A 19,238-nucleotide genomic window follows, 5' to 3' on the forward strand; every position below is an offset into this window, starting at 1 on the left:
GTTGTGCGCCTCAGCGCCGCCGGTGAAGGGGGTTCTAAGGTTTACCCAACATAGCCGCAAGTGCTTTTTTTGAATTTTGTCATCTTTTTTTGAAAAACCTGATTTTTCCTTAAATTGTAGTAAGTTACCCCCGGTCGATTTCAAAAATGATGGCGCAAACGCAAGAAAATTGCGCGCATCATCCGCAAAGATATGCAGGTGCAGCATTTATCCACAGGATTCCCCACAGACGAGTAAGACTCGCGGATGAATCACACGAGATAGGGCAACAGAAACCCGACTCGGCTCGAGTCGGTTAAGGAACCGCGCGGTACGTCGGTCTCGCGTCGGTATGCCGTCTGTATTACGTCGGTGCCACGCGCCGACGCGGGCGCAGGCGTAAACCCAGCAGCAGAAGCACCACACCGAGGTACAGCAGCGGCTCGATCTGAAACCCTTTCGCCAGCATCACGAAGTGCACAGCCCCAAGGACGGCCACAACATAGGTCACCTTGTGCAGCTTCTGCCAACGACGGCCCAGACGGCGGACCGACAGATTGTTCGAGGTCACCGCCAGTGGCAGCATCAGGACAAAGCCAGCCATGCCGATGGTGATGTAAGGACGTTTCAGGATGTCGGCCCAGATCTGCGAGAGTATCTGAACATCCAGCACCAGCCAGACCAAAAGGTGCAAAAGGATATAGAAGAAGGTCAAAAGGCCGATGGCGCGGCGAAACTTGAGAAGGTTCAGCCCTGCGTGAAGACGCAGCGGCGTGATCGCCAAACCCACGATCAAGAGTTGCAGGCCCCGCTCGCCCAGCGCGTGCTCCATGACCTTGACCGGGTCAACCCCCAACCCCCCGCTCAGCCCCTGCCACAGCAGCCACGCCGGATAGAGCGCACCCACTGTATAGAGGGGCCAGATCGGAACGGTGCGGATGGTCCGGTTCAAAGTATCAATCATGGTTTGTTAACTCTTGCGGCATGCACGACTTTGACTCTCCCTTGATCAGCCCGAATTCCGCCCAAAAGGATCTGCAAGGTGATTGAGCGGGGACTCAGGTGTCTCCGTATTTGAAACGCTTGATCCGGATTTCCCGACATGACCTTTGAACACTCGCTTTTTCCTTTTCTGGCCTCGATCGGTGGCGCTGTATTGGTGACCTATGGCATTGCGCGTTGGCGCAGTTCAAAAAGTGCCACATCGGTGTTTGCTCAGGACAGCAGTCTTGAAGACGTTGGACTGAGCGCCCTGTCGTCCTTGTTCAGCGCAACTCCGACGGAGCTGGGCAATGGTCGCAAGGAACTGCGGCCGACCTGGGGCATTCGCCTGATTGCCCCAATGGTCGCGCTTGTCGTCCTGATTTTCACGGACCTGTCGCCGTTGTGGAACTCGTTGGGTATTCAGTCGGCAACCGCGCATCTGGCGCTGGTCTGCCTGTTTGGGCTGGTCTTGGGATATTCGTGGGCCATGCTGCTGTTCGTGCAGCGTGTCGTCTACGATGACCATTACATCATGAGCCATGGCGTCGACCTACGCAGGCAAACCAGACGACTGAGCGATCTGACAGGTATTCGCGTTCATGAAAGACGCCCTGCTTTGGTACTGACCTTTGCGGAACAGGCCCCTCTCTACATCCCAAAGTTCCTCTCGCATCGCGAGGTTCTCATTCAAAGACTGGAGGAGATCTCGGCCAATAATCTGAACAATGGCGCGGTTCCGCCGTTGCCGCGTTGGCGGGATCACGCAGGGGTCTGAAAGCCGGATGTCATCCACAGCACGACTCGCCCTGTTGGATGGGCGGGCAAGGCACCGTTCCATATGAACAGAACACACAGCAGTCGCCCGGTTGCGGTTTCAGAACCACGTGACAGGCGGGGCATTCCAGAAACCACTGACAGGAGTCGGTCGGCATCTCGAAGGTTTCGACATGGCTGCATTCGGGACAGGTGAGCGTGCTTTGGGTTTCTGTCATCAGTAGTTCCTTCTCAGATCCATGCCTTCATACAGGCTGGCCACATCGGATTCGTATCCGTTGAACATCAGGGTTGGCTGACGCTTGGCAAAGAGACCGCCGCCGATGGTGCGTTCCGTGGCTTGTGACCAGCGCGGGTGATCCACGGTTGGGTTCACGTTACTATAGAAACCATACTCGCTGCCAATCGCGGTGTTCCAGCTGGTGGGCGGCTCTTTGTCGGTGAGCGTGATGCGCACGATCGACTTGATCGACTTGAAGCCATACTTCCACGGCACCACCAGACGGATCGGTGCGCCGTTCTGGTTGGGGATGGGTTTGCCATAGATACCGGTGGCCATCAGGGTCAGGGGATGCATCGCCTCGTCCAGGCGCAGGCCCTCGACATAGGGCCACTTGAGAACCGGATACTGCTGGCCGATCATTTCCTCGGGGCGCACCAGGGTTTCAAAGGCCACATACTTAGCGCCCTCTTTAACGCCGGCCATTTGCAAAAGATCGGCAAGCTCGAAGCCGTTCCACGGCACAACCATCGACCATGCCTCGACACAGCGGAACCGATAGATGCGCTCTTCGATGGTCATTTTCGACAGGATGTCGCCCAGCGCATAGTCGCCCGGTTTCTCGACCATGCCGTCAATCCTGATGCTCCATGGATCGGTGGTCAGGCGATGCGCATGTTTCCTGGGGTCATCCTTGCCCGTGCCGAACTCGTAAAAGTTATTGTACGAGGTGATGGTTTCCCAATCGTTCGGCTTCAGATTGGACGCGGCCTGTGTAGAGGTTCCCAAAGCTGAAGCCAGCCCAGCCCCGGCCAGACCGCCGATAAGCTGGCGACGGTTCAGATATGCCCTGTGGGGGGTTACATCGGCATGGGTCAGGTCATTGGTCCAGCGTTTGGCCATCGGGCTCTCCTGTCTTGGGCGTTTTCTCCGATTTAACGACCAAGGTGGTTCAGGCCAAACCACGAAACCTCACGATGGCGTGGGGGAATTGTAACTTGGAAAGAGCTTGTCCATAGGCACCGAGCGCCCATTGGGCTGGACGAGGCGTACGTGGTGGCGCCGTAGCTGCCGTGGTTCGCTCACGCCAACCGAATGCGAGATGGTCTCGACCTCTTTCACAATGGCCTTGGCGTAGCGCGCCACACGTTTGTATTTGTGTTCGACCACCAGACCCTTTTGAAAGCGCGGATCATGGGTGGTGATCCCGGTGGGGCAGGTGTTCTTGTTACATTTGAGCGCCTGAATGCAGCCCAGCGAAAACATGAAACCGCGCGCCGAGACGACAAAGTCGGCACCCGCCGCCAGCGCCCATGCGATATCACCGGGATTGACCAGCTTGGCGCTGGAAATCAGGCGTATGCGATTCTGCAGGCCGAACTCTTCGCGCAGATCGACCACCAGCGGCAAAGCCTCGCGCACCGGCATGCCCACGAGATCGATCAGCGGCATCGGTGCAGCGCCGGTGCCGCCTTCGCCACCGTCGATGGTGATAAAGTCGGGCGCGCAGTCGGAACCGCGGCGCTTGATGGTTTCAAACAGCTCGCGCATGGCGGCCTCGGCCCCGACAACCGTCTTGATGCCGACGGGTTTGCCGGTGACCTCGCGGATATGCGCAATCATGTCGAGCAGGTGATCGAAGTTGTCGATCTCTTTATGACGGTTGGGAGAGATGCCGTCCTGGCCCACTTGAAGTCCGCGGATCTTGGCAATTTCTTTCGTCACCTTCTCACCGGGCAGAATGCCGCCTTTGCCGGGCTTGGCGCCCTGGGCCATCTTGATCTCGAACATGCGGATCTGCGGTTTGGCGGCCACGTCGCGCAGTTTTTCGTCGCTGAGATTGCCGGCGTCGTCCCGCACGCCGAACTTGGCGGTGCCGATCTGGTAGACAAGATCACATCCGCTCTCGAGGTGGAAAGGGGACACGCCCCCCTCGCCGGTGTTCAACCAGATGCCTGCTTCTTTTGCGCCGCGGGACAAGGCCTGAACCGCGGGTTTCGAAAGGGCCCCGTAGCTCATGCCGGAGATGTTGAAAATCGACGGCGCATCATATGGCGTCCGGGCTGTGGGGCCGATGGTCAGCGGTTGCGTTGACGAAAACTGATCATCCAGCGGCGGAAAGGGGTCGTTGACGAAGATTGGCGTGCCAACAACACTCAGGTTGCGGGTTGAGCCAAAAGCCACCGTGTTGCTCTTGCCTTCCGAAGCGCGGTTGACCCATTCCCTCTGCGCCCGGTTAAACGGCAACTCTTCGCGGTCCATGGCAAAGAAGTACTGACGAAAGAACTCGCCCAATTCGCTAAAGATATGGCGGAAGCGGCCGATCAGCGGATAGTTCCGCCGAATTGCATCGCCCGTCTGGGTGCGGTCGATCACAAAGAGAACAAGTGCCACAACCGCCACAACCAAAATGATCGCCACGAACAGGAGACTCAGGAACTCGACAACTCTTAGGGCGGAATCCATTGACATATTCATATATTATTGCCTTTCGTTGACTTGTATCAAAGCCGGACCTTGGTATGACCCTAGAGTGGCGCTTGTTGTTTCACGTCGCAAGTCACGATGCGGCCAAGTTTTCGGGAGGATTGATATGAAACGTTTCTTGTTGGCCGCAGGGCTGATCCTGAGCGCAACCCTGGCAGCTGCCGGCGACACGTCGGTGACCTATTCCGTGGATCAGGACTATGACGATGTCACCTTTGGCCTGGAAAGCGCCATCACCGACCGCGGGCTTGTGATCGACTCGGTCAGCCACGTAGGTGAAATGCTGGAACGCACCAAAGAGGATGTTGGCTCGGATGTGACGATTTTTGAGCGCGCCGAGGTCTATTCGTTCTGTTCAGCTGCCATCTCGCGCAAGGTGATGGAGGCAGACCCGATGAACCTGCAGTTTTGCCCCTATGGCATCTTCGTGATGCAGCTCCCGGGGAAAGCAGGAAAAACCACCATCGGGTATCGCATCATGCCCGAGGGCGTGATGAAAGAGGTCGAGATGATGCTGGACGAGATCGTCAAGGAAGCCATCGGCGAATAACCTGTCGTCGGGGCAAATTGGACATCACCCACGCGGCTGGTCCCCCCACTTCCACCCCTGCCTCTGTGGCGGGGGTTTCTGTTTCTCTCTGAGTCTTTATCAGGAATGGGTGGTGATTTGCAGGTCAATCCCCCATAAACTCGATAACACGGGCTTTGGCCCAAGCTTCTGTATGTCTAATCGGGTTTGAAAATGAGTATTGAACAGGAACAAGGGCACGCGGCCCCGAATTGGTTTACTGCGCCGGGGGAAAGCGATTTTTACGCCGTGGTTGCGATCGTATTTCTCATCGGCGCGCTTTACGCGGTTGTCTATCTGTATGCAACTTTTGATCGTTGGGCCGAACATCAGGCCCATGGCACGCCACTGGCCAAGACGATTCCAACCATGTTGGCCATTGCCCTGCTCTACGAAATCTTTCCGCTTGGGCACTTCAACATTCTGTTGCCGCTCAGCGCCATCCTGATTGCACTGATGGCGGATTGGTCCCGGTTCCATTTGAATATCAAAGCGGTTCCGGACGATCACGAACCGCTGGACACCAACGAACCAGAGGTGGAGAAACAGCAAAATGTTTGAGCTTCTGTTCACCTCTTTTCCGGCCCTCATCCGCTACTTTCAACTTAAGCGACGGGGTGAGGCAATCACCGTCTGGAACATGAAAACAGCGGTTTTTCTGTGGGCTGTTCTGGCCTTTGGCCTGTTTACGACGATCTTTTACTACCACCCTAAAACCTATGCCGGCATTCTGCCCTTCCCCACCGTTTCGGTGGTTGCACAAACCACCGGTCCTGTCACGGAAGTGGCCGTGGTCAACGGGCAGGACGTCAAGGCGGGCGATCTGCTGTTCCGGATTGAGAACAGCGCCCAAAAGGCCGCCCTGGCACAGGCAAAGGCTGAACTGGACCTGATTGCGGCCGCCGAAGCAAAGGCCAAGGATGCCGAGATTATTGCCCAGTCGGCGGTGGACGAAGCCAAGGCGCAGCTCGCCCAGCTGCGGGATGATCTTGTCGACGCCGAAACTCTGCTTCAGCGTGGCGCAGGCCGCGCCGATGACGTGTTGAATCTGCAAACCTCGGTTGCCGCCACCGAGGCCGAACTGCGGGCTGCAGAAGCCCAGCTGGACGTGGCCAGAATTGACATCAAGGACACAATTCCGGCCCAGCGCGCTGCCGCAGAGACAGCAATTGAATCGGCCGAAGTCGCGCTGAACTTCACCGAAGTGCACAGTCTGGTGGACGGGCATGTCACGCAGTTGTCGCTGAGTGTCGGCAGTCCGGCGACAACGCTGGTCCTGCGCCCGGCCATGATTATCATTCCCGAACGCCCAAAGGACTTGCCTGTGCGCATCACCGCCGGGTTTTCACAGGTGGCACGTGACACCATCTACGAAGGCATGCCGGCGGAAATCGCCTGTGAAAGCAACGCAAACCTGATGTTCCGGAACTCGGTCATGCCTGCGCATGTTCTGAGGGTGCAGCCCGCGATTGCCAAGGGGCAGGTTCAGCCGGACCCCAATCTGATAGACATGCAGGGTGCAGTGAACAGGGGAACCGTGCTGGTGTTTCTGGAACTGGTCCACAAAGAGCACGAGGATATGCTGCTGGACGGATCGGGCTGTATTGTTCAGACCTATACCAGCAACATTGACGGAACTGTTGGGCACATCATCGCGGCGACGGGTGTGATCAAGGCAGTTGGTCTGCGCGCAAAGGTCCTTGGCTCGATCCTCTCGGGCATCGGATTGTTGGGGGGCGGGGGGCACTAAACCCCTGCCCTGCAGGCCTTTTGGGATTTAGTGGATCGCCCAGGTCACAAGCTCGCGCACCTCGTCCGAGAGGGTGTCGCCCGAAGGATCACCCAAGCGCAACGGGGTCTGTTTCTTGAAGTTCTTGTGATCCACATACCAGGGACGCTGGTAGATGATCGCCAGGATCGGGCGGGTCTGGTCGCTTCGGTTGGCCAGGCCCTGGTGGAACAGCCGGGAATCCATCAGATAACAGGACCCGATATCGCAATGCGGGTCGAGGGTCGGGCACTCTTCGTAGTTTGAATAGTGCTTCTTGTGGCTGCCCGGCCAAAGTCGGGTGCTGCCGGTGTCGCGAGTCAGGGGGATCAGCGGCACGATTAGGGAAATCAAAAAATTCGGCACTGCGAGGTCTGGATCCTCGGGAAACAGCAGCGGATTGTCCCGGTGAATGCTTTGATCCTTGGCTCCGGGGGCTGAGGCGACCGAAGTTACGCTGCCTAAAATCACCTTGTCTGACAACAGCTTACGCATGATTGGCAGAATGAAGGGAGACGCCAGCAAGCCCGGATCGGCCAGCGCACCCTGCAGCGCAGGCGTGACCATGTAGCGGCGGTCTCCGACACGCAGCGCGGCGTCTTTGGAAATGTCCTGCTGGAAACCGGCGTAATCCTCGCTAAAGCGGGCATGACAGTCGCGGATGAGGGCAGGATCAAAAACATCGCGGATCACGAGGGTTCCGTGGTCGCGAAAGGCCAAGATCGCCTTGTCCAAGGTGTCCGGCGCCCAGGCCATGGCGGCCTTTTCCGAAGGGGTCGGGGTGATGTCAAAGGCTCTCGCCGCCTCGACCGAGAGGTCCGCGGCCCGCCATTGCGACAGGGCCTTGCGCGCACGTCGGTCCCGCCCTGTGGCGCGGTAGGCACGCGCCAGATCAGCGGCAAAGGCGCGATCCGTTGCGGCAATATCTCCGAACAAATCCAAGAGGTTAGAAAGCCTGCGGCGTACCATTTTCTTGATCGTGCTCTGCGAGGTTCGGCTGGTGATTCCATAGGGCGCAAAGGCCGAAATGTAGTGCATCACGCCAGCAATACAGCTGGCCTGGAGGCCGGGTTTCAAGGCATCCGGGGCGATGGGGCCATCTGCCAATGCAGTGACATAGGCATCAAGAACCCCGGCGTCGCGGGTGACCGAGCGGTTTTCGAATCCGTCGGTTGCCGAGAGGCCAAGAAACGCGCGGTGGGCACCGCGAAACTGGGCGTGCAGGGAAAAGCCGGGCGGGGCCCAGATGGCGTCGTCCCAGTCGAAAATCACCGGCGATCCGTCGTCGCGCAGGGCGACGTTCTTGGGGCGCAAATCGCAATGGTTGATGGTTGACGGCATGGTATCCGCCAGCTTGAAGAGGTTGGTGAGATGAGGCGTTAAAGCATTGAAAATGCTCAAGTATCCCTTTTGCGAATTGGTGCTGAAATAGGCAAAGGGATTGCCCGGATTGGCCTGAGAGCGGCCCTGCGACAAGGCCTCTTGGATCAGGGCGAGAAACCGCGTGAAGGTTCCGGCGCAGGTGACGTGCGGCAGGCTGGCGGCCAGATCGGCATGGCCAAAGGCACGTTGCTGCACTGTGCCATAGGCCGCCAGCACGCGTGCCTTGGCAGCATCGTCCAGCGCGTCGGAACAGGGTGGCACGGCAAAGTCCTGCATCAGGATAAGGGATTGATCTGTGTTTACTTTCAATACCTTAGGAACACTTCCCTCGGCCAGAGCGGAGAGGTAGAGATTGTGTACCCCGCCCTTGTGATGGCGGTTGAACGAGGCCTTGAGATAGCTGTGAGTCGCCCCGTCACTCAGGCGATAGGTTCGCGCCCAGGGGTGACGCGTGACAACATCATGCGTCGAAAACGTCAGGTGTTCTGCCGCCCATGCGAGCGCCTTGTCTTCGGAAAAACCGGACATTGATCTGCCTTTGACCTCATTGTTTTGGCCGGAATTTAGCGCGGGTATGTGGCCAAAGTATGGAGGGGCTTTTGACCATGTTGTACAACATTTTTCGGCACGACTCTCCATGTTGTACAACTTTTTTGGAGGTGACTCTCCATGTTGTACAACATTTTTCCGGGCACTTTCGCGGGGCTGGTGCACCGTTTTGAGGTCACTCCTGCGCGCTCAGGATAAAATCTGCGGCGCGGTCGGCAATCATCATCGTCGGTGCGTTGGTATTGCCGGACACCAGCGACGGCATCACGGAACAATCCGCGACCCGCAACCCGACAATCACATAATCGAAAGCAACTGTTTTCATGGCGTATGCGGTCCCGGTTTTGCTGGCCACGCTATGTATGTTGCGCTTGCCATATGTTGCATTTGCCAATATGGTAGTTAACAAGTCAAGAGAATCTATGGGAGAGATGCATTGCATGCGGCCCTGATACCGCCAGAGCAAATTGATGATTTCCTCATCCTCCGGGCCCGGAAGTACACCAGTTCGACCCGGCGCGCTTTGACTCGCGATGTTCTCCAGGCGGAAAACCTGCCGGTTCTCGAATGGCAGCTGTTGTTCTCGATTGCGCGCTTTGGCAGCTGTCACGTTGCCTTTGTGACCAAGCACACCTCGATCGACCCGGCCCATGGCAGCCGGGCGGCGACGGCATTAGAGCGCAAGGGGCTGATTTCGCGCTGCGAAGACCCAAGCAACAAGCGCCGCAAGCTGCTCTCGCTCACGCCCAAGGGCATCGAGACGGTGGAGCGGATCTGGCCCAAGGCCAAAGCGGTCACGGCGCAATTCACAAACCGGCTAAGCCCGAAGGACTTTGCCGAGTTGAAGCGGTTGCTGGATCTGGTCAATGGCGCGGCGCTGCCGCTGTTCAATGCGCAAGAGGCGCACGCCGAGGGCACAGAGATTGAAACGGAAGGAGTGACGGAGCAGGCATGACACTTGGTCAGGAGGAATGGACCAAACAGGCCTGCGCCCAAGCAAACGAAACGACCTAATGGGTTTCTCAATCAGGGAGGAAACGATGAAACCAATGAAATTGATTGCCGCAGCCGTTGCCACGATGGCGATGACGTCGAGCGCCATGGCGCAGACCAACCTGACGGCCGAAACGGCAAGCCCCGGCGGTGCAACACACCTGTCGCTGGCGCATATGACGGAAATTGCGGGCACCAAAGGTGTCGCAAACATCCAGCTGGCGGATGGTCAGACCCTGACCAACTCGATCCAGAACGTTGCCGAGGGCAAGACGGATATTGCAGGTACGCCCTATATTCTGCCGTTCCTGATGAGCCGGGGCGTTGGCCCCTATGGCTCGCTGGGCAAGGAAAAAGGGGCCGAGCTGGCCGGGAATCTGCGCGCGATCAACCCTTTCGTGTTGGGGATTTTCTTTCTGTTTGCCTATGACGCCAAGGGCGTTGGCGGCTGGGATGACCTGAAGGGTCGCAAGATCTACAATGGTCCGCCACGCGGCGGCGCTCTGACCAATGCGCGCAGCATGATCCAGATTGTTGCCGGGCTGAAGGACGGCGAAGATTATGAGGGCATGCAGGTCAACTGGGGTCAGGGTGCGACGCTGATCAGCAGTGGCGAGCCGGATGCGGTTGTTCTGCCAGAGCTGTTCCCCAGCCCTCGCCTGACAACCCCGAGTGCGGCGGGCAAGATGACCGGTTGGTCGATGCCGATCGAGGCCTATGAAAGCGATGCCATGCAGAAGTACATGAAGGCCCCCGGCAGCGCACCCTGGACGGGTGCTGTGGCGGACATTCAGGCCGTCATGGGTGACGAGTGGTCCTTTGTCTCGGAGGACGACACCTTCCGCGCCTTTGCAACAATTGGCGGCAACGTCGTGCACAAGGATATGGATGACCAGATGGTTTACGACCTGGTGTCGACCTATATCTCGACGCTTGATGATCTGAAGGCCAAGGCCCCCTATGGCAACACGGTCGGGTATGATTTCCCCATGCAGGGCATGTGTGGTGCGAACCCGATCCAGTACCACCCCGCAGCGGCCCGCGCCTGGCGCGAAGCTGGCTACGAGGTCGATGACTGCGCCGTCGCGCAGTAACCCGATCCGGGCATGACATCAGAGCGTCGCCAGCATTGGCGGCGCTCGGTTCACACATTCAGAGATCAGAGAAAAACCGTGGCTGACACTGAAAACCGAGACACGCGAAAACTGCTATTCCCCAACCAGGCCGTCTATGTTCTGGCGCTGGTCTTTGTCGCCATGGGCGTCATCAACAGCACGCCCGTCATTCCGGGCTGGACCGAGATGTGGCAGAGCCTGACCGGGATTGAGACCCTCAAGACACGCAGTTTTTCGACCGAATGGTTCTATCCTATCGTCTTTTTCGTCATGATGCTGGTCGTGGCGCTGAAGCATTCGATGTGGCGCGCCTGGCGGGGCACATCGTGGGCCTGGTTTGGGGCCTTTATGGATTTTGCACTGGTGATCGCGGCGGGCACAATCTCGCTGACCTACCTGGTCGAGATCGACAGTGTGTGCCTGATTGATGCGTTGAACGGTGACCGGGCGCGCATCATGGCAGAAACCCTGCAGGCGGAAATCGAGTTTGCCGAAACCATGGGCCTGCCGGCTCCGGACACGGTGGAAGACCCCAAGTGCGTCAACACCACGGGCGTTTGGCTGGTCGCCATCATGGGCGCCGCGATGCTGATTTTCCTGGGCTATAACATCAAGGTCTGGGGGCTGCCGCTGGTGGCCGTCGCAATCCTGATTGCGCTCTATACCATCGGGACGGTTCTGGTGTGGTATTTCCACGGGCCCGATGACATCAACAAGTACCTGATGACCAAGCTTGGTGGCGAGCCGCGCACATTTCTGGACGGGGTTCCCAATGTGCATGACGCTCTGGTCAACAATGCGTCGGGCATCCTTGGGCGGTTCATGCACGTGATCATGAACATGGTCTTTCCCTATATCATCCTGGGCGCGCTGTTCGGGCAATCCGCCGGGGGGCAGACCCTGATCAAACTGGCGTTCCGCTGGACCCGGCATTTGCGCGGCGGACCCGCACATGCGGCCATCGTCAGCTCAGCCATGTTCGGCACGATCTCAGGAGGACCGGTGGTCAATGTCCTGTCGACCGGTGTTCTGACCATTCCGATGATGATCAAGCGGGGCTTTTCCAAGGTCTTTGCGGGTGGCGTCGAGGCTGCGGCCTCGTCCGGGGGGTCGATCATGCCCCCGGTCATGGGGGTTGCTGCCTTTATCCTCGCCGCGATGACCGGTGTGCCCTATCGGGATGTGATCATCGCCGCGGCCCTGCCCGCGGTTGCCTATTTTGCCTGCCTGTTCCTCAGCGCGTCGTTCCAATCCCGCAAACAGGGGATCGAAGCCTTGGGGGAAATGACCGATGACATGCGGATTGACCGCGAAGACATCCTGCACCTGATGCAGATTTTCCTGCCCATTGTGATGATCCTGGTGTTGTTGCTGACGCCCAAGGACATGGTGGGCTGCGGCTTTGTCGCCTCGGCTCTGGGCGCCGAGGCAGTGTTTCAGAATGACCGCTGTGTCGTCTCGTCCATGCCGTGGATTCTGCAGATATTCCAGAATGCGGCGGGTGATGCCGGGGCGACGGGCTGGTGGGCTGCAGCTTTGGTCATGGTGCTGCTGTTCCTGGACAAGGAGTTTCGCGCAAGGCCCCGCAAGGTTCTGGATGCGCTTGCGGAATCCGGGATCACCATCTCAACACTGTATCTGATGTTGCTGGCGGTCACGGTGATTGATGTCTGCCTGAACTTTACCGGCCTGTCGAAATTCGTGGCCATTGACGTGCTGCGGCTGTTGCTGGCGCTGGATCTGGGTGGAGATGGTTCGGTGATGTTCCAGTTCATTGCCCTGGCCATCACGATGCTGCTGGCGGTGCTGTTGGGCATGGGGATGCCTGCGGTTCCGGCCTATATCAACGTCGCCCTTTTGATGGGGCCGTTGTTGGCAGGGCTCGGGATTGCCACCTTCACGGCGCATATGTTTATCTTTTACTTTGCCATCGCCTCGGCAATCACGCCACCTGTGGCCCTGGCGGCCTTTGCCGCCTCGACCATCACCAAGGCGGAACCTATGGCGACCGGCTTTAGCGCGGTGCGGTCGGGTATCGTGATGTTCGCGATCCCCTTTGTCTTTGCCTTCTATCCAGAGATATTGCTGGTGGATCAGGCCCTGATCGATCCGTCCAGCACCAACGGAGCCCCCCTGCCCGGCTATGAAAACGGCGTTCAGATGAGCGCGCTTTTGTGGCTGTTGGCGCGGCTTGCGCTGGCGCTTTACCTGGTTGCCAGTGCGTTGGCCGGACATGATGCGCGATCTCTCAGTATCGGGTGGATTGCCGTTCGTCTGGCCACCGCCGTGGCGATCCTGATGCGCCCAGAATTGATTCAGTTTGCAGCAATCGCTTTCGCGGCAGCGCTTTTGGCGTGGCACCACCTTGGCGCGCGACGGGCTGCGGCGGCGTAATGAAAAAGGCTGATCCAGCATGACCAAACGACCCAATTTCCTGTTTCTGATCACCGATCAGCAAAGGGCCGACTGGCTCGGATGTTATGGCCACCCAGTTCTGAAAACGCCGCATATCGATTCGATTGCTGCGCGTGGCACGCGGTTTGACAATTTTCACACCGCATCACCGGTCTGCATGCCCAACCGGGCCTCGCTTTTGACGGGGCGGTACCCCAGCCTGCATGGGCTGCGCTACAACGGCTGCGCGCTGCCGGAGAACGCCAACACCTTTGTCGATGTGCTGGCGGATGCCGGGTATCACACGGCCGCCATTGGCAAGAGCCACCTTCAGCCGTTCACGGGCATGCCTCCGATCGGGCGGTCGTTTGACGACATCGCCGATATGTCCGAGGCATGGAACGTCGACCGGGTGGATCACTATGAGGAAGAGCCGGCGCAGTATCAGGGTGAGGGTCGATACAGCATCAAGACGCCCTATTACGGCTATCAGCATGTCGACATGGTGACCTCGCATGGCGACCGGTGCGGTGGGCACTATCAGCAGTGGTTCCGTGAGACGGCCGAGGATTGGGAGGCGCTGCACGATCCGGCCAACGAGCTGCCGCACAACTATTCCTGCCCCCAGGCCTATCGGACACCGATTCCCGAAGATCTGTATCCGACCGGCTATATCCGCGACCGCGCGATTGACTATATCACCGCACGCGCCGGGCAGGACGCACCGTTCTTTGCCTTTGTCAGCTTTCCCGACCCGCATCATCCGTTTAATCCGCCGGGCAAGTACTGGGACATGTACAGCCCCGACGATTTTGACGTGCCGTTGCCATATGACGCTCATAAGAATCCGACGCCGCCCATGCGCTGGCTTCGGGATCAGCAAATGAACGACGGCGGGCAGGCGACGCCGCAAACCGCGATGATGCTTGACGATCAGCAGCTGAAAGAGGCCATGGCGCTTTCGGCGGGGATGATGGCGTTCATTGACGATGCGGTTGGCGACATTCTGGCGGCGCTGGAAGAGAGCGGCGAGATGGAGAACACGGTGATCTGCTACAATGCCGATCACGGGGATTACCTGGGGGATTTCAACATGCTCTTGAAGGGGGCCTTGCCCTTTAAGAGCATCACGCGCGTGCCGTTTTTGTGGTCGGACCCAGACCAGCGGACACAGGCCAGTTCCGATGCGCTGTGTTCCACCGTTGATCTGGCTGCGACCATTCTGGAGCGCGCGGGCCTCGCGCCGTTTAACGGCAATCAAGGGCAGAGTTTCCTGCCCGCCACCCAAGGGGCCGAGGGGCCGCGCCGCGAGGCGTTGATTGAGTACAATGATGGCGGCAATCGCTTGGGGTTTGAAACGCCCGCGCGCGTGCGGTCGCTGGTCACGCCCGAGTGGCGATATTCGGTCTATCGGGATCAGACATGGGGCGAGCTTTATGATTTGGTCAACGATCCGGATGAGACAGAGAACCTGTGGGACAGCGACGCGCATCAGCCCATTCGGGCGCAGCTGGCTGAACGGTTGGTGCACCATCTGATAGCGCAGATGGACGAAAGCCCGCAGGCAGATCGCATTGCCTGACCGGACCCGGAACCTGAACAAGCGAGACACAGATGACACACGCAGATGACGTCTGGACGGGGGGATCCGTGCTGACCATGGACCCGGCCCGTCCAATGGCCGAAGCCCTTGCAACCAAGGAGGGGCGGCTGATTGCCGTGGGCAGCACCCCGGACGTGCTGAACCTGGTGGGGCCCGGCACCAAGGTGCACGACCTGCATGGGCAATTCGTGATGCCCGGTCTTGTCGAGAGCCACAGCCATGCACTCTGGGGGGCCTGTCGCACGCTGTATGACATCTATGTCGGGTTTGACGCCAGCCTGTCCGATCTGCTGGAGGCCGTTCGGCAGCGGTGTCAGCAGAACAGCCCCGATCAGGTGGTCTATGGTGGCCCGTGGCGTCCGGTCATGCGTGCCGAGATGGGGGCCAATCCCCGCGCGCTGCTTGATGCCATTTCGACAGAGCACACGATCATCCTGCACGACGCCAGCCAGCATCTTTTGTGGTGCAATTCGCGCGCGCTGGAGCGGGCGGGGCTTGGGGATGACGTCGCCGATATTCCGGGCGGTGTCATCGAGCGTGATCCGGCCAGCGGTGCGCCCAATGGTGTTCTGGCAGAGGCCGCCACAGCCCCGGCGCGGGCGCTGGTCCAGCGCAGCGATGCGCAATTGGCCGAGGCGTTGCGCGAGGCCATGCGTTACTTCTGCAGTCTTGGCATCACGGCCTTCAAAGAGCCGATGGCCTTTGAAGAGGAGCTGCGCACCTATCAGGCTGCGGACCTGCGTGGTGACCTAACCATCCATATGGCGGCGCATATCGTGCATTCCAGCCCGCTTGGCGGTGATCTTGTGCCCTTTGACAGAATGGATGACCTCCGCCGCACCTATTCCAGCGCGAACCTGCGGCTGGACTTTGCCAAGCTGTTTCTGGATGGCGTCGCGCCAGGGTTCACCGCCTCGTTCATCGATCCTTATGTTGCCGAGAGCGGGTACGATGTGGCGTCGCACGATCCCGACGCAACCTTGTTGATTGCTCCGGCAGAGCTGAACCAAATGCTGATCGAGCTGGATCAGCGGGGATACACCGTCAAGATGCACGCCGTTGGTGACAATGCCATTCGCACAGGCCTGGATGCGATTGCTGCCGCGCGACAGGTCAACGGGCACAGTGGCCTGCGTCATGAAATCGCGCATTCGAACTATGTCTCGGACAGGGACCTGCCGCGGTTTCGGGCCTTGGGGGCGGTGGCAGAGCAATCTCCGAAAATGTGGTATCCGAACCCCGGCACGCCGGTTCAGATCGCCTTTTTGGGAGAGGAACGCGTCCAGAGGAACCACCGGATAGCAGATCTGCTGACCCATGAGGCCGAATTGATCTATGGGTCTGACTGGCCGGCTGCCGCTCCGGACGCCAACCCATGGACCGGCCTGTCAGGCATGCTGACGCGCCGCAACACGGACCCGGCCTATCCGGGTGTTCTGGCACCCGAGCAGGCTATCTCGCTTTCTCATGCCTTGCCGATCTTTACGCAGAACGGCGCGCGTTCGCTGGGCATGGAGCAGGAGACCGGGTCTTTGACGGTGGGGAAATGGGCCGACTTCATCGTTCTGGACAAGGCTTTGGCGGATGTTACGCCGGCTGAGCTGGCGGCCACCCAGCCGAGGGCAACGATTTGCAGGGGGCAGATCGTCCATCACGCGTAAAACTGCCGAAGACGGACAAAGAGAACCCCGGGAGTTACCCGGGGCTTTCTGGTTACTGGTCAGGCCATCAATGCACCACGGCATCGTCCGGTTTGGGGTTGTCGGATGACCCCACCCGGTCGCCGATGATCAACCCCTCGGCGCTGGCGGTGACGGGGACGATATCGCCGTCCTTGATGTCACCGGACAAAAGCGCCTCGGCCAATGGGTTTTGCAGGGCCCGTTGGATCACGCGTTTCAGCGGACGGGCACCAAAGACCGGATCATAGCCTTCGTCAGCGAGCCATTTCTTGGCGTCCTCGTCCAGCGTGATCTCAATCTTGCGACCAGCCAGACGTTTGCGCAGGCGGGCAAGCTGGATGTCGACGATGCCGTCCATATCCGCGCGGGCAAGACGGTCGAAGATGATCGTCTCATCAAGGCGGTTCAGGAACTCGGGCCGGAAATGGGCGCGCACGGCGTCCATGACATTGCGGCGGGCGTCCGAAGCATCCGCCCCTTCGGGCAGTTGGCTGAGCGCCTGAGACCCGAGGTTCGACGTCAGGATGATCAGCGTTTGCTTGAAGTCGACGGTGCGGCCCTGACCATCGGTCAGCACGCCATCGTCAAGCACCTGAAGGAGCACGTTGAAGACATCCGGATGTGCCTTTTCGACCTCGTCAAACAGCACCACCTGATAGGGGCGGCGGCGCACGGCTTCGGTCAGGACACCGCCTTCGTCATAGCCGACATAGCCCGGAGGCGCGCCGATCAGACGGGCGACGGCGTGTTTCTCCATGAACTCGGACATGTCGATGCGGACCATCGCGTTGTCGTCGTCAAAGAGGAACTCGGCCACGGCCTTGGTCAGTTCGGTTTTCCCCACACCCGTCGGCCCAAGGAAGAGGAACGAGCCTAGGGGGCGGTTCTCATCATTCAGGCCTGCGCGGGCGCGGCGCACGGCGTTCGACAGCGCAGTCACAGCCGAGTTCTGGCCGATGACGCGGGCGTGCAGGTCATCTTCCATCCGCAGGAGTTTCTCGCGTTCGCCTTCGAGCATTTTCGAGGTCGGGATGCCGGTCCAGCGCTCGACCACAAGGGCGATCTGTTCCGGGCGCACGGCCTCTTCGATGGTCAGTTCAGACCCGGCCTGTTCGGCCTCTTCCAGCTTTTTCTCGAGCTCGGGGATGACGCCGTAAGACAGCTCACCGGCCTTGGCGAGGTTGCCCTCGCGCTTGGCGATTTCCAGCTCGGCGCGGGCCTGATCGAGGGTCTCTTTCAGGTCACGGGCCGAGGCCAGCTTATCGCGGCCAGCCTGCCAGTTGGCGGTCATCTCGGACGACTTGTCCTGCAGGTCGGCGAGGTCTTTCTGGAGCGTTTCCAGACGGTCCTTGGAGGCCTGATCGTCCTCGAGCTTCAACGCCTCTTCCTCGATCTGCATTTGCAGGATCTGACGGTCGAGCGCGTCGAGTTCTTCGGGCTTGGAGTCGACCTCCATGCGCAGACGGGCCGCAGCTTCATCGACAAGGTCGATGGCCTTGTCCGGCAGGAATCGGTCGGTGATGTAGCGGTTCGACAAGGTCGAAGCGGCCACAAGCGCCGAGTCAGCGATACGGACCCCGTGGTGGAGTTCGTATTTCTCTTTGATCCCGCGCAGGATCGAGATGGTGTCTTCGACCGTGGGTTCCTCGATGATGACCGGCTGAAAGCGACGGGCCAGAGCCGCGTCTTTTTCCACGTATTTGCGGTACTCATCCAAGGTTGTGGCGCCAATACAGTGCAGTTCCCCGCGGGCAAGCGCCGGTTTGATGAGGTTGGCCGCGTCCATTGCGCCCTCGGATTTACCGGCGCCGACAAGGGTGTGCATCTCGTCAATGAAGAGGATGATTTCGCCTGCTGCTTCAGTGACTTCGGTGAGAACCGCCTTGAGGCGCTCTTCGAATTCGCCACGGTATTTGGCACCGGCAATCAGCGCGCCCATGTCGAGGGCGAGCAGTTTCTTGTTCTTGAGAGATTCAGGAACGTCGCCATTGACGATGCGCAGGGCCATGCCCTCGGCAATCGCGGTTTTACCGACGCCGGGTTCCCCGATCAGGACCGGGTTGTTCTTGGTCCGACGGCTGAGAACCTGCATGGCGCGGCGGATTTCATCGTCGCGACCAATAATGGGGTCAATCTTGCCCTCGGCCGCGGCATCGGTCAGGTCGCGCGCGTATTTCTTGAGGGCATCATAACCCTCTTCCGCGCTGGCCGAGTCGGCGGTGCGGCCCTTGCGGATGTCGTTGATCGCACCGTTCAGGGCCTGGGCATTCACAGCCCCGGATTCCAGGGCGTCTTTGGCCTTGGATTTGACCATCACCAGTGCCATCAGGATACGCTCGACCGGGACAAAGCTGTCACCGGCTTTCTTGGCGATCTTCTCGGCCTCGCCCAACACCTTGGCTGTGGCATTGTCGAGATAAGGCTGCCCGGTGTCACCGGAGACCTGGGGGATTTTGGTGATGGCGGTGTCGACGGCATCGCGCACGCGCTGGGGCGCGCCACCGGCACGTTTGATGAGGTTGGCGGCAAGCCCCTGCTCATCATCCATCAGTGCTTTCAACAGATGCTCGGGCACCAGTCGCTGGTGGTTTTCCCGCATGGCGATCGTCTGTGCTGCTTGAATGAAACCGCGCGACCGCTCGGTGAACTTGGATAAGTCCATCGTTTTCTCCTTTTATAAGCGCCCTGTTCAGATGGTGCCCGCTTGGCGGCACACCGGGGGTTGGGCCTCGAGCCAAA

At 59.3% G+C, this 19,238-nt stretch carries 16 protein-coding genes and 1 pseudogene; 9 read left to right on the top strand and 8 right to left on the bottom strand.

The window, feature by feature from the left end; translation table 11 throughout:
• Nucleotides 1-207: hypothetical protein (locus EK369_RS22015; protein ID WP_206198115.1), on the bottom strand; the 207-nt coding region annotated here is incomplete at its 3' end.
• Nucleotides 208-343: 136 nt separating this feature from the next.
• Nucleotides 344-943 carry a protein-methionine-sulfoxide reductase heme-binding subunit MsrQ gene (gene msrQ, locus EK369_RS18015; RefSeq protein WP_127115663.1) on the bottom strand — a complete coding sequence of 200 codons (600 nt, stop codon included), beginning with the start codon at nucleotides 941-943 and terminating at the stop codon, nucleotides 344-346.
• 138 nt (nucleotides 944-1,081) lie between these two features.
• Here msrQ and EK369_RS18020 point away from each other — a divergent pair, with 138 nt between their 5' ends.
• A complete protein-coding gene (locus tag EK369_RS18020) occupies nucleotides 1,082-1,738 on the top strand; it encodes a hypothetical protein (protein WP_127115664.1) in 657 nt (218 codons plus the stop codon).
• Nucleotides 1,739-1,748: 10 nt separating this feature from the next.
• On the opposite strand, the gene EK369_RS22195 is transcribed toward EK369_RS18020, so the two are convergent.
• From EK369_RS22195 to EK369_RS18035, 3 genes are all read right to left on the bottom strand, one after another.
• Nucleotides 1,749-1,955 (bottom strand): GDCCVxC domain-containing (seleno)protein, encoded by a 207-nt coding sequence (locus EK369_RS22195; RefSeq protein WP_127115665.1) that lies wholly within the window; start codon nucleotides 1,953-1,955, stop codon nucleotides 1,749-1,751.
• Nucleotides 1,955-2,860, bottom strand: a complete 906-nt coding sequence (msrP, locus tag EK369_RS18030) for a protein-methionine-sulfoxide reductase catalytic subunit MsrP (RefSeq protein ID WP_127115666.1) — start codon at nucleotides 2,858-2,860, stop codon at nucleotides 1,955-1,957. Before msrP ends, EK369_RS22195 begins: the two co-directional genes overlap by 1 nt.
• Before the next feature lie 69 nt (nucleotides 2,861-2,929).
• On the bottom strand, nucleotides 2,930-4,423 hold the full coding sequence (locus tag EK369_RS18035; RefSeq protein WP_127115767.1) for an FMN-binding glutamate synthase family protein: 1,494 nt from the start codon (nucleotides 4,421-4,423) through the stop codon (nucleotides 2,930-2,932).
• 127 nt (nucleotides 4,424-4,550) lie between these two features.
• Here EK369_RS18035 and EK369_RS18040 point away from each other — a divergent pair, with 127 nt between their 5' ends.
• The 3 genes from EK369_RS18040 to EK369_RS18050 all read left to right on the top strand — a co-directional run bounded on the left by EK369_RS18040 (nucleotide 4,551) and on the right by EK369_RS18050 (nucleotide 6,762).
• Complete coding sequence (locus EK369_RS18040; protein ID WP_127115667.1) at nucleotides 4,551-4,994, top strand: DUF302 domain-containing protein; 444 nt, start codon at nucleotides 4,551-4,553, stop codon at nucleotides 4,992-4,994.
• A gap of 192 nt (nucleotides 4,995-5,186) precedes the next feature.
• Nucleotides 5,187-5,573 (top strand): hypothetical protein, encoded by a 387-nt coding sequence (locus EK369_RS18045; RefSeq protein ID WP_127115668.1) that lies wholly within the window; start codon nucleotides 5,187-5,189, stop codon nucleotides 5,571-5,573.
• A gap of 79 nt (nucleotides 5,574-5,652) precedes the next feature.
• Nucleotides 5,653-6,762 (top strand): HlyD family secretion protein, encoded by a 1,110-nt coding sequence (locus EK369_RS18050; RefSeq protein WP_235871470.1) that lies wholly within the window; start codon nucleotides 5,653-5,655, stop codon nucleotides 6,760-6,762.
• Nucleotides 6,763-6,789: 27 nt separating this feature from the next.
• Here the strand turns inward: EK369_RS18050 and EK369_RS18055 are convergent, their stop codons facing one another.
• Both EK369_RS18055 and EK369_RS22200 read right to left on the bottom strand, forming a co-directional pair.
• Nucleotides 6,790-8,691, bottom strand: a complete 1,902-nt coding sequence (locus EK369_RS18055) for a phytanoyl-CoA dioxygenase family protein (protein ID WP_164727038.1) — start codon at nucleotides 8,689-8,691, stop codon at nucleotides 6,790-6,792.
• 196 nt (nucleotides 8,692-8,887) lie between these two features.
• Nucleotides 8,888-9,010, bottom strand: a pseudogene (locus EK369_RS22200) (GMC oxidoreductase); the annotation flags it as partial.
• Nucleotides 9,011-9,235: 225 nt separating this feature from the next.
• On the opposite strand from EK369_RS22200, the gene EK369_RS18065 reads away from it, so the two are divergent.
• The 5 genes from EK369_RS18065 to EK369_RS18085 all read left to right on the top strand — a co-directional run bounded on the left by EK369_RS18065 (nucleotide 9,236) and on the right by EK369_RS18085 (nucleotide 16,478).
• A complete protein-coding gene (locus EK369_RS18065; protein WP_235871471.1) occupies nucleotides 9,236-9,667 on the top strand; it encodes a MarR family winged helix-turn-helix transcriptional regulator in 432 nt (143 codons plus the stop codon).
• Between the two features lie 85 nt (nucleotides 9,668-9,752).
• Nucleotides 9,753-10,799 (top strand): TAXI family TRAP transporter solute-binding subunit, encoded by a 1,047-nt coding sequence (locus EK369_RS18070; RefSeq protein ID WP_235871472.1) that lies wholly within the window; start codon nucleotides 9,753-9,755, stop codon nucleotides 10,797-10,799.
• 78 nt (nucleotides 10,800-10,877) lie between these two features.
• Nucleotides 10,878-13,214, top strand: a complete 2,337-nt coding sequence (locus tag EK369_RS18075) for a TRAP transporter permease (RefSeq protein ID WP_306461223.1) — start codon at nucleotides 10,878-10,880, stop codon at nucleotides 13,212-13,214.
• Between the two features lie 19 nt (nucleotides 13,215-13,233).
• Nucleotides 13,234-14,796: a sulfatase family protein gene (locus EK369_RS18080; RefSeq protein WP_127115673.1), complete on the top strand. Its 1,563-nt coding sequence runs from the start codon at nucleotides 13,234-13,236 to the stop codon at nucleotides 14,794-14,796.
• A gap of 32 nt (nucleotides 14,797-14,828) precedes the next feature.
• Nucleotides 14,829-16,478: an amidohydrolase gene (locus EK369_RS18085; RefSeq protein ID WP_127115674.1), complete on the top strand. Its 1,650-nt coding sequence runs from the start codon at nucleotides 14,829-14,831 to the stop codon at nucleotides 16,476-16,478.
• A gap of 67 nt (nucleotides 16,479-16,545) precedes the next feature.
• Here the strand turns inward: EK369_RS18085 and clpB are convergent, their stop codons facing one another.
• On the bottom strand, nucleotides 16,546-19,161 hold the full coding sequence (gene clpB / locus EK369_RS18090) for an ATP-dependent chaperone ClpB (RefSeq protein WP_127115675.1): 2,616 nt from the start codon (nucleotides 19,159-19,161) through the stop codon (nucleotides 16,546-16,548).
• Between the last annotated feature and the right edge of the window lie 77 nt (nucleotides 19,162-19,238).

This window comes from Shimia sediminis (assembly GCF_003990645.1).
GTDB classification, from domain to species: Bacteria; Pseudomonadota; Alphaproteobacteria; order Rhodobacterales; family Rhodobacteraceae; genus Shimia; species Shimia sediminis.

Bases quoted from the DNA above. Each gene is read 5' to 3' on its own strand.
- EK369_RS18050 (WP_235871470.1), top strand. From the start codon at position 5,653: ATGAAAACAGCGGTTTTTCTGTGGGCTGTTCTGGCCTTTGGCCTGTTT.
- EK369_RS18070 (WP_235871472.1), top strand. From the start codon at position 9,753: ATGAAACCAATGAAATTGATTGCCGCAGCCGTTGCCACGATGGCGATG.
- EK369_RS18055 (WP_164727038.1), bottom strand. From the start codon at position 8,691: ATGTCCGGTTTTTCCGAAGACAAGGCGCTCGCATGGGCGGCAGAACAC.
- EK369_RS18040 (WP_127115667.1), top strand. From the start codon at position 4,551: ATGAAACGTTTCTTGTTGGCCGCAGGGCTGATCCTGAGCGCAACCCTG.
- EK369_RS18045 (WP_127115668.1), top strand. From the start codon at position 5,187: ATGAGTATTGAACAGGAACAAGGGCACGCGGCCCCGAATTGGTTTACT.
- EK369_RS18080 (WP_127115673.1), top strand. From the start codon at position 13,234: ATGACCAAACGACCCAATTTCCTGTTTCTGATCACCGATCAGCAAAGG.
- EK369_RS18085 (WP_127115674.1), top strand. From the start codon at position 14,829: ATGACACACGCAGATGACGTCTGGACGGGGGGATCCGTGCTGACCATG.
- clpB (WP_127115675.1), bottom strand. From the start codon at position 19,161: ATGGACTTATCCAAGTTCACCGAGCGGTCGCGCGGTTTCATTCAAGCA.
- EK369_RS22195 (WP_127115665.1), bottom strand. From the start codon at position 1,955: ATGACAGAAACCCAAAGCACGCTCACCTGTCCCGAATGCAGCCATGTC.
- msrQ (WP_127115663.1), bottom strand. From the start codon at position 943: ATGATTGATACTTTGAACCGGACCATCCGCACCGTTCCGATCTGGCCC.
- msrP (WP_127115666.1), bottom strand. From the start codon at position 2,860: ATGGCCAAACGCTGGACCAATGACCTGACCCATGCCGATGTAACCCCC.
- EK369_RS18020 (WP_127115664.1), top strand. From the start codon at position 1,082: ATGACCTTTGAACACTCGCTTTTTCCTTTTCTGGCCTCGATCGGTGGC.
- EK369_RS18035 (WP_127115767.1), bottom strand. From the start codon at position 4,423: ATGGATTCCGCCCTAAGAGTTGTCGAGTTCCTGAGTCTCCTGTTCGTG.